Raw genomic sequence first — 14,073 nt, 5'->3', positions numbered from 1 at the left:
GGGGTAGATACAAATGAAAAATGAAGCTATTAGAGACTATTTTGTTATGAATGGAGAAATTATTGAAAATAGAGGAATAAATGTATTTAAGAATATAAACAAACCTCCTATTTATGAAGTTATAAGAGTTATAAAAGGAGTACCGCTTTTTTTAGAAGAGCATTTAGAAAGAATGAGAAAATCATCAGATATTGTTGACTATCAGATATATAGAACTGATAAAGAAATAGAAGAAGATATAAAAAAATTAATAAAAGAGAACAATGTTGAGAATTTGAATATAAAATTACTGTGTACTGAAATTCAAGGGAAAGGACAAGTTTTTTTAGCTTATTTTATAAAAAGCTATTATCCAGAATCAAGAGTTTATATGGAAGGTATTCATACTATTTTATATCATTTTGAAAGAGAAAATCCAAATGCTAAGATACTCAATGTTTCTTTTAAGGAGGATGTGAATAGAAAAATAGAAGAAAATAATGCTTTTGAAGCACTTCTTGTAAATAATCAAGGATATATAACTGAAGGAAGTAGGTCCAATATGTTTTTTGTAAAAGATGAAATACTCTATACTGCTCCAAAGGGAGATGTGCTTTTAGGAGTTACAAGAAATCATATAATGGAAGTTTGCAATAAATTGGGTTTAAAAGTAGTGGAGGAAAATATTCATATAGAAGATTTATCTAAAATAAATGCATCTTTTATGACGGGAACGTCAGTTAATGTACTTCCCATTAGTAGCATAGATAAAAGAAAATACGATTCTGTAAATAATATAATAGTAAAATCCGTAGGAGATGCATATTTAAAAGATATGAAAAAATATTTGGACTTAAATAAGAAAATATGGATATAACAATTAATAAAATTTAAATCTTATATTAGAAGAAGGTTGGAGAAATTTATGGATAAGAAAAAAATAAATTATTTGCTTGGAATTCTTATTACTGGTGTGACTCTTGTCATAATTCTAACTAGTGAAAACTTAAAAGACTTGCCTGGACTTATAAGCAATACAAATATGATTTACTTGGTTTTAGCTTTAAGTATGATGTTAGGAGATTGGATTTTCGATGGACTAATATTGAATATAATCACAAAAACAGTTCATGGAAAGGTCAGATATCTTAAATCCTTGAAAATTGCCATTATAGGACAATATTATAGTGCAATTACTCCTTTTTCAACAGGAGGTCAACCAGTCCAAGTATATTTAATGAGTAAAGAAGACATATCAGTTCCCAAAGGTTCACTGATACTTTTCAATAAATTCATAATATATCAAATGGCGGTTACTTTTTATTCTCTTGTAATGTTCATGCTGAAATTGAGTTTTATATTTAGCAAAGCTAAAGCAGCACTTCCATTTGTTATAGTAGGGTTTGTGTTAAATTTATTAGTTTTAGTTGGAATAATTCTATTATTTTATAGACCAGAATGGATAAAGCCTATAGTATTATATGTTTATAAATTTTTAAATAAGATGAAAATCATGAAGGATATTGATAAATATGTAAATAGATTAGATACAGCAATGGAAGAATATATGCAGAGTGTACAAAAAATAAAAGAAAATAGAAAGAATGCGGTACTTTTATTGATTCTCAATATAATAGAATTAACTTTTTATTTTAGTATAACTTATTTTGTATATTTAGCATTAGGGCTTAGTGAAGCAACATTTATAGATATTATAGCTATACAATCACTAGTTTATATGGCAGCTTCTTATATTCCCACACCAGGAACAGCGGGAGCTTCAGAAGGTGGGTATTATTTGCTATTTAAGCCTTTATTTTCACCGGGATTAATAGTATATGCCTTACTTCTTTGGAGAGCTATTAGCTACTATTTTAGAATAATATTTACAGGTATAGTGACCCTTGTTGATTATATAGTGAGAAAAAGAAAAAAAGTGGCAGCATAATGAAAAAAAGTGCATCTGTTTTTAAGATGCACTTTTTTAAAAAATTATTTATAAATAATTTAAGATATAGTTATATCATTGTTCAATTCTACTATTTTAAGTATGACTTCAACTGCCTTTTCCATAGCAAAAGTAGGAATATATTCAAATTTTCCATGAAAATTGTGCCCACCAGTAAATAGATTTGGGCAAGGAAGTCCCATATATGAAAGTCTAGCTCCATCAGTACCTCCTCTTATAGGGCTAATCAATGGTTCTACTCCTACTTCCTCCATAGCTCTTTTAGCCATATTTACAATATGTATTACTGGCTCGATTTTTTCTTTCATGTTGTAATATTGGTCTTTTATTTCAATTGATATAATATTTCCATATTTCACATTTAAAAACTTAACTATTTGATTTATAAGATTCTTTTTTTGCTCAAATTTATCTTTATTGTGGTCTCTAATTATATATTCAATTGTAGTATATTCTACTGTTCCTCTCATGCCTACAAGATGGAAAAATCCTTCATATTCTTCAGTATATTCAGGTCTTTCATTTACGGGTAGCATATTATTTAATTCCATAGCTACAATCATAGAATTTATCATCTTGTTTTTTGCAGAGCCTGGATGAACATTTCTACCTTGTATATGAATTTTAACTCCTGCTGCATTGAAGTTTTCGTATTCAAGTTCTCCCAATGGGCCACCATCAACAGTATATGCATATTGAGCATCAAATTTAGCTATATCAAAGTGATCAGCACCACTACCTATTTCTTCATCAGGGGTAAAACCTATTTTTATAGTCCCATGAGGTATTTGTGGATTTTGAATCAAGTATTCCATTGCTGTAACTATTTCAGCTATTCCAGCCTTATCATCAGCCCCTAGAAGCGTAGTTCCATCAGTTGTTATAAGCTCTTTTCCAATATAAAGTTTAAGTTCAGGAAAATCATCTGGTGATAGTACAATATTTTTAGATTCATTGAGTACAATATCTTCTCCATCATAGTTTTTTATTATTTTAGGGCTTACATCTTCACCTGACATATCTGGACTTGTATCCATATGGGAAATAAAGCCTATAGTTGGAACTTGTTTATCAACATTAGAAGTTAAAGTTGCCATAACATATCCATTTTCATCTACAGATACATCTGAAAGACCCAATTCTTTAAGTTCTTTTCCCAGTTCTCTTGCAAATATAATCTGATTTTCAGTACTAGGAACAGTATTTGAATCTTCACATGATGTAGTTTCATACTTTACATATCTTAAAAAACGTTCAACAACATTAGACATATTTCTAGCCTCCTAAAAGATATTATATATATAATTATACTATTTTTCTAAAAAAATATAAACTATTGTGTTAAATAAGTCAAAAATCATAATAAAAGATAAAATCATGCAAAATAAAAGAGAAAAGTTTTTATGTTTTTTTGTTTAAAAATTGCTATAATTATAAGGTATGTTGAAAACAATTAGCTGCAAAATAAGATATTTTTGATAACCATGGTTATCTTATCAAGTTTTGTGGTATTAAATACAATAAGAACTAAAGAAAGAGGGATTAGAGAGATATGACTGGGAAAACTTCTTTAGAAGTGCTAAAGGATGAAATTACAATGAAAAGAGAAGAATTAAATAAGTTAGTTGAAGGAAATGTAAATAGACAAAAATTACTAAAAATTAGTATGGATTTAGATGAGCTAATATACAAATATTACCTTTTGGAAAAAGAATTTAAAGAAGATAAGGCTGCTGATTAGCAGCCTATGTTTTATCCTAATGTTATGTCTAAAAACATCATCACGACAAATCCTATCATTATACCGTAAGTAGCAGATCTTTCATGTCCACCTCTATGAGTTTCTGGTATGATCTCATCACTTATAACAAATAGCATTGCTCCAGCAGCAAAAGCTAAAATGAAGGGCAATATAGGTTTGAATACTTTTACAAGCCACAAGCCTAAAAGTCCACCTATAGGTTCTACTAGTCCAGTTAGAAGTGCAATAAAGAAAGCTTTTGAAGGTGGATATTTTTCTCTTACTAATGCCAATGCTACAGCCAAACCTTCTGGCATATTTTGAATTCCTATACCTATCGCTAGAGTCAATCCATTTGCAATATTGTTATCTCCAAAGCCTACTCCTACAGCTAATCCTTCTGGAAAGTTGTGAATAGTTATGGCTATGATGAATAACCAGATTCTAGCCAAGGAAGAACTTTTTCCTTCAGTACGTTCATCCAACAAATGAACATGTGGCGAGTATTTATCAGTTAAATCTAAAAAAATTCCACCTGCTAATATACCTATTGCAGTTATTAATGCGCTTTTAGGACCTCCACCACCATATTCAATACTTGGTATGACAAGTGAAAAAGACGTGGCGGCCAACATTACACCAGCAGCAAACCCCAATAAGGTGTCCAACATTTTATCAGAAATATTCTTAGTCAAAAATATGGGCAAGGCACCTACAGCAGTTAAAAGCCCTGCAAATAGGCTTGACAACATACCTACGAGCATTACATTGTTTGAATTTAAAATTTTATCCATATAAGTCTTCCTTTCTAAGTCTTTTTCATATAAATACCCATATTGTTATATATTAATAACTAAAGAATAGAAAATAAAATAAGAACCACAATAAGAATTATGACAATTGTCAATATAGTATATAGCATTTTTTTTCTAATAAAGAAAAATTTCATAGATTCACCCCTCAAAATGTTCTAATATAATTTATTCTTACATTTGTATTTATATTACTGATTTTTCTTTTCTAATACAGGATTTACAGAATGATAGTTATATATTATAATGAATAAAAGAAATAGGGGGGATTTTTATGGCAGTAAAAATTTTATCTGATAGTGCTTGTGATTTGCCTGATGAAATATTAGAAGAGTATAATATTGACATATTACCTATACTTGTAAGTAAGGATGATGAAGAATATTTAGACAAAGTCACAATCGATCCAAAGAAGATGTACGATGACATGAGAAATGGAGTAGTTTATAAAACATCGCAAATTCCACCATATATGTTTGAAGAAAAATTTGAAGAAATAGCTAAAAGTGGTGAAAGTACTATATATATATGTTTTTCATCAGGATTATCAGGAACTTATAATACTTCCTTAATAGTCAGGGATTCTATTAAGGAAAGATATTCTAATCTAGATCTTGATATAGTTGATTCTAGATCAGCTTCTGTAGGCTTTGGACTTTTAGTGTATAAAGCTGCTAAAATGGCAAAGGAAGGCAAATCAAAAGAGGAAATATTGAAGATGTTGGATTTTTATGTAGCACATATTGAACATATATTTACTGTAGATAATTTAGAGTACTTATTTAGAGGAGGAAGGGTATCTAGAGCTCAAGCATTTGTAGGAGGGTTACTAAATATAAAGCCTATACTAGATATACCGGAAGATGGTACATTAAGGCCAGCTGAAAAGGTAAGAGGAAGAAATAAAGTTTTAAATAGAATGCTAGAAATCATGGAAGAACGTGGAGGCAATGCAGATTTAAAAAATCAAACTATTGGTATAAATCATGGGGATGATTTAGAAGGAGCACTTAAATTAAAGGAAATGATTGAAGAAAAATATGGGTGTACAGATTTTGTAATAAATATTATAGGATGTGCAATAGGAGCACACTCAGGTCCAGGAACGCTATCAGTATTTTTCTTAAATGAAAAGCCAAGTCAGGAATTTTAATTCTGACTTGGCTCTTAAAATTGTGAAGATATTATAAAAAAATTAAATTTGGACTAGACAAACTCAAAATAACATAGTATAATAAATAATGTCCTTTGGATATGCACCTTTAGCTCAGATGGTAGAGCAACTGACTCTTAATCAGTGGGCCCAGGGTTCGAGTCCCTGAAGGTGCACCAAGATAAAACCTTGCAACTTGCAAGGTTTTTTTATTTATAGTAATATATAAAAGAATAATATTTGTAGATGATTGGCAATATATAGTTGCACAACTAGACTTTGTTAGGAGTGATAAAATGAAAAAGAAAATTTACGTATTTTTTACAATATTATCCATACTTAGTGTTGTTACAGCTTGTAGTAATATGAATTCAAAAGAAGAATTGAAAGGAGAAGTTTTGGAGGAAAAAGAGGATAAGACAGAAACAGAAAAAATAGAAGAAATGAGCAAGGTATCAGATTATTTTCCTTTTTTACAAAATACATTGATGGTGTATTATGGAGAAGGAAATGAATATGCAGAACAAAGAGTTTATTTTGATTATATTGAAGATAACAAGGCACAAATAAGAATGATAAATGCAGGAACAGAGGTAGTACAAATATTGGAATATAAAGATGGGGAACTTAGGAAAGTTTATAGCGAAGGAGAATTTTATCATATTAAGAATCTACTTAAAGAAGATATAAAAGAAGATGAGAATGTTGAAATTCTTTTAAAAGAACCATTAAAAGTGGGAATGTCTTGGAAACTTCCGAATGGGGAAAATCGCACTATTACAGGCTCTGGAGTGGAGATAAATACTCCATATAAAAAATTTAAAGCCCTAGAAGTAACAACGGAATTAGGGGATAAGGAAAAGCAAATTGATTATTATGTAAAGGGTATAGGTCATGTGGCAAGTATTTATAGTTCAGCTGATTTTGAAGTAAAAACTCTTTTAGAGAGTTTTGAAGAAAACAAACCATTAGTTCATAGTATTAGATTTTATTATCCAGAAGAGGAAGGTACAAAGCTTGTTTATAAAAATACTGATTTTCAATTTAGAACTAATGATAGTATAGAAAGTATATTTGAAAGTGGATTTAAAAATCCCCCATCATCTAAAGAAATATCTCTTATATCGGAAAATACTAAAATTAATTCCATTGTAGTAGATAAAGAGGATAAAATAGTAAAAGTGGATTTTTCTAAAGAATTAATTGAAGAAATGAATGCTGGTAGTTCATTAGAAACACAGATCTTAAACAGTATGATATATACATTTACCAATTACTATGGAGTGGATAAAGTTTATATTTCCACTGATGGAAAACCTTATAGTTCAGGACATTATGAAATTAGAGAAAATGAATATTTTACTAGAGAAGATGAAAATATTGAGGAATTAAAATAAAAGGAACAACTATATAGTTGTTCCTTTTATTTTATTATTATTTAATATGCTCTTTGATATCAAACATTTTTGGAGAATAAGTGCATATTATTTTAACCAACTTGCTTGTATAGTTATCCCAATTATGATTTAATGTGGAATTTATGTGCATGCTATCTCCTGGATATAGTTCAAATCTTTGGTTTTCCAAAAAAACAGTTAAAACTCCTTCTAAAACATAGGTAAATTCTTCCCCCTCGTGAGAATATGGAATTACTTCTTCATTGGTATAATTAGGTAGTATAGTAATCATAAATGGAGACATATTCTTGGTTTCTCCATCGTTTCCCAAATTATGATATATAAATCGAGAGTTTTCAACTATTGACAATTTTTGTTCAAAGCTTCGAGTTATTCTATTTTCGTTGGTAGTTGGTGGCTCAAAAAAATAACTTAAGTCAACTTCCAAAGCAAATGCAATATTTTCTAATGAAGATATTGCAACGGAAGTAAGTCCTCTTTCCAATTGTGACAAATAACCAATTGATAAATTGGTTTTTTCACTAAGTTCTTTTAATGTCATTTTTTTCGATGTTCTAAGGCCTTTAAGCTTTTCTCCAATTTCTTGATTCATTAATTGCTCCTCCTCATAAGTATTAGGATTTATAAAAACATCTATATGTATTAATATTAGCACTAAAATAAGTTTCATTCAAGGAAAAGTCTTGGCGATAATTTTTACATAGCTGAATTTTGTCGAAAGTAAATTTTAAAAACAAAAAACTTATGTATTTTGTATATAAAAAAATAAAATCAAAATTAAATATGAATCAAAAAAAGTCGATGAAATATTCATAAATATGAAAAAATATCATATTAAGTATTGAAAAAAATTTAACCATGTATTATACCAAAGTTATAATTAATTATTTAAAATTTTATAAATATTTAAAAAAACATAAGGACTTTATAGGGGAAGATAAAAAGAAAGGAGGAAAGAAAGTTAAGAGTATGTAAAAACATTAATATTTAGGTATACGAATATATAAGTATATTTGATACCATAAGATTAGGAGGGTAATTATGGGAAAATCAAAAAAAATTATTGCCTTGGCAATAGCTGTGTTGTTATGTTTAGGAACATTAGCAGGATGTGGCAATGAGGCTACTACTGGAGGAAAATCAGAAGGAGAATCTGGAAAAGTTAAAGAAGCAAAAGAACAAGTATATAGCTTTAGTACTTTGGATGAACCTACAGGTTTAAATCCATTGCTTAATACAACTGAGCCAGATTATTCAGTACAGAGGATGATCCTTGAGAGTTTAATTTATTATGTATCTGATGAAAATGGTGTTGCAGTAATTAAACCAGGAATTGCAGAGGATTGGTCAGCAAATGAAGATGGTACTGTATATACTTTTAAAATCAGAGAAAACGCTGTCTGGAATGACGGTGTTCCAGTAAAAGCAGATGATTTTGTTTATACATTTAGGAAGATGGCTACACCAGAAGTAGGTTCTACAAATGCATGGTTATTTGATAATATTATTCTTAATTTTGCAGAAGCACATTACAATGATGGCGAAAATTCTAAATATGATAAGAAACCAGAAGATATTGGAGTAAAAGCAATAGATGAAAAAACCGTTGAATTCACATTGACAAAACCTTGTTCATATTTTGTTCAATTGCTTGATCGTGCAAAACCTGTAAGGGAGGACAAATATGAAGAATGGGGAGAAGAATATGGTTCTTCAGTAGATAAAATTGTGACTAATGGAATATTTGAACTTGAAAATTGGGAACCAAATGTTAAAATGAATTTTGTTAAAAATGAAAAGTATTGGGATGCTGAAAACGTAAAACTTGAAAAGGTTAATAGATATATTGTGGAAGAACCAGCTGCAGCAGTTCAAGCATTGCTATCTGGAGATACTGATTTTGTAGGAACTAATGATCCTGACTGGCAAGGAACAATTGAAGCAGAACAAGATAAGTATACAAAATTTGAATTAGTTGAAAATAATCCTGAATTTTATGGTTTTAATTGTTCAAACAAATATTTCAAGAATCCAAAGATAAGATTAGCATTTTCTTTGGCAATAGATAGAGAAAAATACAATGAAGATCTAAATCATGGAGCTTCTACACCACTTTATTCTTTAGTACCAGATGTTATAAATTGCGGTGAAAAACTATATAAAGATTTGATTAATGAAGATAGTAATGTATTAAAAGATTTGCAAGAAGAATATCCAGATCCAAAAGCACTTTTAGTTGAAGGACTTAAAGAAGAAGGGCTTGATCCAGATCCATCAAAAATGGAAATTAGATATGCAACAAGAGGCACATCTGAATATTCCAAAAAATCAGCAGAATGGTTGTTGCAAGAATGGCAAGAAAAGCTAGGTGTTACAATTACTATTGATATGATGGAATGGAATATTATGTGGGATAAGGTTGATGAAGGAGATTATGATATATGTACTGCTGGTTGGAGTCCTGATTACAATGACCCTAGTACATTGTTAAGCATTTATGATCCTGTTGAAGGATATTTTGATAGTAAAAAGTCAGGTTGGACAGGTTCTGATGCAGATAAGTATCATGAATTGATTGAAAAAGCGTCTTTAAGTACTGATGATAAGGAAAGAGCAGAATTATTCCATGAAGCAGAAAAAATATTGGTTGGCACGGGGGTTATTGCACCTGTTTATTGTGGAAAAGCAACATATTATAAAGCTAATTATTTAAAGGGCTATTATTTGAGTCCAAATGCTGGAGTGGATTATACAAAAATATATATTGAATAAAAGTAGATGAATATTTTTTAAGAATTGAAATTAAAGATAAACAAGACATAGTTTTTTAAAACATGTCTTGTTTATCAAAATTTTTAATAAATCTTTGATGCTAATATATAGAAATTAAAATGTAGGATAAGCATGAAAAGAGGAGTGAAATTATGTTTAAATTTATTCTTAAGAGAATACTCTATGGTTTGCTTACTTTATTTTTGATTACAACAGCAACCTTTTTTTTAATAGCAGGTGCTCCGGGAGATCCTATTGCAGCAAAAGTTGGTCAGATGCCTGAAAAGGCCCAAGCTGTAATTCGTACAAAATACGGTCTTGATAAGCCTGTTGCTGTGAGATATGGAATATATATGAAAAATCTTATAACAAAGGGTGATTTTGGAGAATCTATAGTTTATACCGGGAAATCTGTAAACGATATCATAAAAACGAATGCACCAATTTCAGCTAAAATAGGGATTATTGCTTTGGCACTTCAGATTGTAATAGGAGTTTTATTGGGATTAATATCAGCACTGCATAGAGGGAAAACACCCGATTACATAATAAGGGTTCTCGTAGTACTGGCTATATGTGTTCCAAGTTTTGTATTTGCTGCACTGCTCCAATATTTCATAGGTTTCAAATGGAAATTAGCTCCTGTATTTGGTTGGGGAGAAATGAAACATTATATTCTGCCAGTGTTGGCATATACCATTGGTGGCGTTGCAAGTTATACAAAGTTTATGAGAAGCAGTACTCTTTCTGTTATAAATGAGGACTATATTCTTACTGCAAAATCAAAGGGCTGTAAAAAGGGAAGAGTTGTTAGAAAACACGTTATGAGAAATTCTATGATTCCTATTGTTACTATGACAGGTCCTGCAATTGCAGGTATATTTGCTGGGTCCTTTGTTATTGAAAGAATATTTTCTATACCAGGTCTTGGGTCTTACTATGTAAAATCTGTAACTAACAATGACTATACCATGATATTAGGATTTACTATATTTTTTGCAGCATTGTATGTATTATCATTAATTTTTGTAGATATCATGTATGGAATTGTTGATCCAAGGATTAGAATTACAAGTTCCGAAGATTAGAAGATTTAGATAAATAAAATATAGTATAAAAAGATGCAAGTCTTTAAGATTATCCTGAAAAAGTAAGGGGGTAACAATGTGGATACTGTAAACAATGAGGTAGGTATATCTGCAGATGATGCAGTTTTGACGGATGATATGTTTGAAAGAATAGGAACAAAAGGATTATCTTCTGAAAAAATACAGAAGCCTTCAATTACATATTGGGCAGATGTATGGAGAAGATTTAGAGAAAATAAGTTGGCTATATTAGGGTTAATAATGCTAATAGTGGTAATTGCGACTTTATATTTGGGGCCTAAAATTTCTGGGAAGGATTATCAATATATTGATGCTTCTCAAAAAAACCTAAAACCAAATTCTGAATATTGGTTTGGTACTGATGATATGGGCAGAGATTTGTTTTCAAGAGTTTGTGTGGGTGGAAGAGTTTCTATATTAATTGGACTTCTTTGTACTTTAGTTATGTTTGTTATAGGCTCACTTTTAGGCATAATTGCAGGATTGAAAGGTGGATGGGTAGATAATCTCATTATGAGGATATGTGAATTTATTGGAAATCTACCTTATTTAATTATTGTCATAATATTGACTTTGGTAATGGGAAGAAGTTTATTTTCTTTAATATTTGCAATGAGTATTACTTCTTGGATAGGAACAACTCGTATGGTTAGGGGACAAGTATTACAAATAAAAGAACAAGATTATGTTCAAGCAGCTGTTGCACTTGGGGCAAATATGAATAGAATTATTATTAAACATCTTTTGCCAAATGTTTTAGGAATTATAATGGTGGATATTACAATGTCTGTTCCTGGTTTTATTTTTGGAGAGGCATTTCTTAGTTATATAGGTTTAGGAGTAAGACCTCCTGAAGTTAGCTGGGGTGCTTTGGCATCAGCAGGGCAGCAAAGTTTGATGTTTTATCCTCATCAATTGTTTTTTCCATGTTTGATGATTGTTATTACTACACTGTCATTTCATTTGATAGGTGATGGTCTTTCGGATGCATTAGATCCAAAATTGAGGGAGTAGGTGATTTATATGAATAGTGAAAGAATTTTAGAAATTAAAAACTTAAAAGTCTCATTTAAAACTTATGCTGGAATTGTACAAGCAGTCAGGGGAGTTGATTTTCATTTGGATAAAGGTGAAACTCTTGCTATTGTAGGAGAGTCAGGTTGTGGGAAGACTGTTACTTCTAAAGCTATTATGGGATTGTTGCCAGGTTCTCAAACAATAATTGAAAAAGATAAATCTGAAATTAATTTTGATGGCAAAAACCTTCTTAAGCTTAGTGAATCGGAAATGAGTAAAGTTAGAGGAAGACAAATTTCTATGATATTTCAGGATCCTATGACTTCTTTAAATCCAACTATGAAAATTGGAAATCAAATTGCTGAAAGTATAATTATTCATGAAAATGTATCATCAAGTGAAGCTAGAATTCGTGCATTGAAAATGCTTGAACTTGTTAGAATACCAAATGCAAAGGAAAGATTAGATCAATATCCTCACGAATTTTCTGGTGGTATGCGCCAGAGAGTAATGATTGCAATCGCACTTGCTTGTAATCCTAAAATTTTGATTGCTGATGAACCAACAACAGCATTAGATGTAACAATTCAAGCACAAATCATGGATTTGATAAATGATTTAAAGAAAGAGTTGGATACAGGAGTCATTTTAATAACTCACGATTTAGGTGTTGTAGCTAGTGTAGCAGATAGAATACATGTAATGTATGCTGGGAAAATAGTTGAAAAAGGAACTACAGATGAAATATTTTATAATCCAAAACATCCATATACTTTTGCGTTATTGAAATCAGTTCCTAAACTTCATATAAGTGAAAGGGAAAAATTATATTCATTAGCAGGTACTCCTCCAGATTTGACAGACCCTCCAATTGGTTGTCCTTTTGCTGCGAGATGTGAGTTTGGAATGAAAGTTTGCAGGACTATTTATCCTAAAACCGCAAATTTTGGAGATGAACATGAATCTTGCTGCTGGTTACATAATGAAAAGGCTGATACTAGAGGTGTTCCAGAGCTATTGCTACAAAGGGGTGAACTAAATGGATAATAGTGAAGTATTAATTGAGGTTAAAAACTTAAAAAAATATTTTAAAGCTGGCCGTAAAGCAACTGTAAAAGCCGTTGATGATATAAGTTTTAATATCAAGAGAGGTGAAACCCTAGGCCTTGTTGGAGAATCTGGTTGTGGAAAAACAACTTGTGGGAAAACTGTGTTGGGACTATATGGTGCCACAGGAGGAGAAGTTATATTTGATGGAATAAATGTTCATACATTAAAATCAAAGGAAAAGAAGGAATTTAGAAAAAGGGCTCAAATTATATTTCAAGACCCATATTCTTCTTTAAATCCTAGAATGACAGTTGAAGATATTATTGGGGAAGGAATAGATATACACGATCTTTATAGAGGAAAAGACAGAAAAGAAAAAATTTTCGAACTACTTGAAACCGTTGGATTAAATAAAGAACATGCATCTAGATTTCCTCATGAATTTTCAGGAGGACAAAGACAGAGAATAGGAATTGCTAGAGCATTGGCTATTGAACCTGAATTTATAGTTTGTGATGAACCTATTTCTGCTCTAGATGTTTCTATCCAAGCACAAGTAGTAAATCTTCTAGTTGAATTGCAAAAGGAAAAAAAGTTAACTTATCTATTTATAGCACATGATTTGTCTATGGTTAAGTATATTTCTGACAGGGTAGGAGTAATGTATTTAGGTCATTTGGTTGAGCTTGCAGAAAGTGAAGAACTTTATAAAAATCCATTACATCCATATACTACGGCATTGTTATCTTCAATACCAATACCTGATCCAGAACAAGAAAGAAAGAAAACGAGAATACCAATAGAAGGAGAAATACCAAGCCCTATCAATCCACCACCAGGATGCAAGTTTGCACCTAGATGTAAGATGGCAAGAGAAATTTGTAAAGAAAAAATGCCAGAACTTGTTGAGATAAAGAAAGGACATTTTGTTGCTTGCCATCTATTATAAGAAAATGGAATTTAGTTATATTTAAATATATTGCAAATACTAACTTGGAATAGTGTCATGCTGTGATACTGTTTCTCCCCCTATTTTTATTATAAAAAATGCTT

The 14,073-nt window shown here is 30.5% G+C and carries 13 protein-coding genes and 1 tRNA gene; 11 read left to right on the top strand and 3 right to left on the bottom strand.

The annotated features are described in order from the left end of the window. The first annotated feature begins 13 nt into the window (after positions 1-13). On the top strand, positions 14-856 hold the full coding sequence (locus BUA21_RS07550) for an aminotransferase class IV (protein WP_072744204.1): 843 nt from the start codon (positions 14-16) through the stop codon (positions 854-856). Positions 857-904: 48 nt separating this feature from the next. Next, on the top strand, positions 905-1,927 hold the full coding sequence (locus BUA21_RS07545) for a lysylphosphatidylglycerol synthase transmembrane domain-containing protein (protein WP_072744203.1): 1,023 nt from the start codon (positions 905-907) through the stop codon (positions 1,925-1,927). A 59-nt stretch (positions 1,928-1,986) separates the two neighbouring features. On the opposite strand, the gene pepT is transcribed toward BUA21_RS07545, so the two are convergent. Next, the gene (gene pepT / locus BUA21_RS07540) at positions 1,987-3,219 is read right to left on the bottom strand and encodes a peptidase T (RefSeq protein WP_072744202.1); all 1,233 of its coding nucleotides are present in this window, start codon (positions 3,217-3,219) and stop codon (positions 1,987-1,989) included. 281 nt (positions 3,220-3,500) lie between these two features. Between pepT and BUA21_RS07535 the strand changes: the two genes are divergently transcribed. Next, positions 3,501-3,689 (top strand): aspartyl-phosphate phosphatase Spo0E family protein, encoded by a 189-nt coding sequence (locus BUA21_RS07535; RefSeq protein WP_072744201.1) that lies wholly within the window; start codon positions 3,501-3,503, stop codon positions 3,687-3,689. Positions 3,690-3,700: 11 nt separating this feature from the next. Here the strand turns inward: BUA21_RS07535 and BUA21_RS07530 are convergent, their stop codons facing one another. Continuing rightward, positions 3,701-4,483 carry a ZIP family metal transporter gene (locus tag BUA21_RS07530; protein ID WP_327198042.1) on the bottom strand — a complete coding sequence of 261 codons (783 nt, stop codon included), beginning with the start codon at positions 4,481-4,483 and terminating at the stop codon, positions 3,701-3,703. A gap of 292 nt (positions 4,484-4,775) precedes the next feature. On the opposite strand from BUA21_RS07530, the gene BUA21_RS07525 reads away from it, so the two are divergent. From BUA21_RS07525 to BUA21_RS07515, 3 genes are all read left to right on the top strand, one after another. Beyond that, positions 4,776-5,654, top strand: coding sequence for a DegV family protein (locus BUA21_RS07525; protein WP_072744200.1), 879 nt, complete (start codon positions 4,776-4,778; stop codon positions 5,652-5,654). 103 nt (positions 5,655-5,757) lie between these two features. Further along, positions 5,758-5,833, top strand: a tRNA-Lys gene (locus BUA21_RS07520). Between the two features lie 117 nt (positions 5,834-5,950). Continuing rightward, positions 5,951-7,051, top strand: a complete 1,101-nt coding sequence (locus BUA21_RS07515) for a GerMN domain-containing protein (protein WP_072744199.1) — start codon at positions 5,951-5,953, stop codon at positions 7,049-7,051. A 37-nt stretch (positions 7,052-7,088) separates the two neighbouring features. On the opposite strand, the gene BUA21_RS07510 is transcribed toward BUA21_RS07515, so the two are convergent. After that, complete coding sequence (locus BUA21_RS07510) at positions 7,089-7,664, bottom strand: helix-turn-helix domain-containing protein (protein WP_072744198.1); 576 nt, start codon at positions 7,662-7,664, stop codon at positions 7,089-7,091. Between the two features lie 449 nt (positions 7,665-8,113). Between BUA21_RS07510 and BUA21_RS07505 the strand changes: the two genes are divergently transcribed. The 5 genes from BUA21_RS07505 to BUA21_RS07485 all read left to right on the top strand — a co-directional run bounded on the left by BUA21_RS07505 (position 8,114) and on the right by BUA21_RS07485 (position 13,969). Further along, complete coding sequence (locus BUA21_RS07505; protein ID WP_072744197.1) at positions 8,114-9,844, top strand: peptide ABC transporter substrate-binding protein; 1,731 nt, start codon at positions 8,114-8,116, stop codon at positions 9,842-9,844. 152 nt (positions 9,845-9,996) lie between these two features. Next, complete coding sequence (locus BUA21_RS07500) at positions 9,997-10,932, top strand: ABC transporter permease (RefSeq protein WP_072744196.1); 936 nt, start codon at positions 9,997-9,999, stop codon at positions 10,930-10,932. 78 nt (positions 10,933-11,010) lie between these two features. After that, complete coding sequence (locus tag BUA21_RS07495; RefSeq protein ID WP_233242568.1) at positions 11,011-11,967, top strand: ABC transporter permease; 957 nt, start codon at positions 11,011-11,013, stop codon at positions 11,965-11,967. 9 nt (positions 11,968-11,976) lie between these two features. Beyond that, the gene (locus BUA21_RS07490; RefSeq protein WP_072744195.1) at positions 11,977-13,017 is read left to right on the top strand and encodes an ABC transporter ATP-binding protein; all 1,041 of its coding nucleotides are present in this window, start codon (positions 11,977-11,979) and stop codon (positions 13,015-13,017) included. Beyond that, positions 13,010-13,969 (top strand): ABC transporter ATP-binding protein, encoded by a 960-nt coding sequence (locus tag BUA21_RS07485; RefSeq protein WP_072744194.1) that lies wholly within the window; start codon positions 13,010-13,012, stop codon positions 13,967-13,969. The genes BUA21_RS07490 and BUA21_RS07485 overlap by 8 nt, the downstream gene beginning before the upstream one ends. Positions 13,970-14,073 lie beyond the last annotated feature (104 nt).

The organism is Sporanaerobacter acetigenes DSM 13106 (genome assembly GCF_900130025.1).
Classification (GTDB): domain Bacteria; phylum Bacillota; class Clostridia; order Tissierellales; family Sporanaerobacteraceae; genus Sporanaerobacter; species Sporanaerobacter acetigenes.
Note: the sequence above shows the minus strand (reverse complement) of the source record. Positions and strands in the feature narration are given on the sequence as shown.

Excerpts from the sequence above, each read along its gene's own strand:
- pepT (WP_072744202.1), bottom strand. The coding sequence starts at position 3,219 with ATGTCTAATGTTGTTGAACGTTTTTTAAGATATGTAAAGTATGAAACT.
- BUA21_RS07550 (WP_072744204.1), top strand. The coding sequence starts at position 14 with ATGAAAAATGAAGCTATTAGAGACTATTTTGTTATGAATGGAGAAATT.
- BUA21_RS07510 (WP_072744198.1), bottom strand. The coding sequence starts at position 7,664 with ATGAATCAAGAAATTGGAGAAAAGCTTAAAGGCCTTAGAACATCGAAA.
- BUA21_RS07485 (WP_072744194.1), top strand. The coding sequence starts at position 13,010 with ATGGATAATAGTGAAGTATTAATTGAGGTTAAAAACTTAAAAAAATAT.
- BUA21_RS07525 (WP_072744200.1), top strand. The coding sequence starts at position 4,776 with ATGGCAGTAAAAATTTTATCTGATAGTGCTTGTGATTTGCCTGATGAA.
- BUA21_RS07530 (WP_327198042.1), bottom strand. The coding sequence starts at position 4,483 with ATGGATAAAATTTTAAATTCAAACAATGTAATGCTCGTAGGTATGTTG.
- BUA21_RS07535 (WP_072744201.1), top strand. The coding sequence starts at position 3,501 with ATGACTGGGAAAACTTCTTTAGAAGTGCTAAAGGATGAAATTACAATG.
- BUA21_RS07545 (WP_072744203.1), top strand. The coding sequence starts at position 905 with ATGGATAAGAAAAAAATAAATTATTTGCTTGGAATTCTTATTACTGGT.
- BUA21_RS07490 (WP_072744195.1), top strand. The coding sequence starts at position 11,977 with ATGAATAGTGAAAGAATTTTAGAAATTAAAAACTTAAAAGTCTCATTT.
- BUA21_RS07515 (WP_072744199.1), top strand. The coding sequence starts at position 5,951 with ATGAAAAAGAAAATTTACGTATTTTTTACAATATTATCCATACTTAGT.
- BUA21_RS07505 (WP_072744197.1), top strand. The coding sequence starts at position 8,114 with ATGGGAAAATCAAAAAAAATTATTGCCTTGGCAATAGCTGTGTTGTTA.
- BUA21_RS07500 (WP_072744196.1), top strand. The coding sequence starts at position 9,997 with ATGTTTAAATTTATTCTTAAGAGAATACTCTATGGTTTGCTTACTTTA.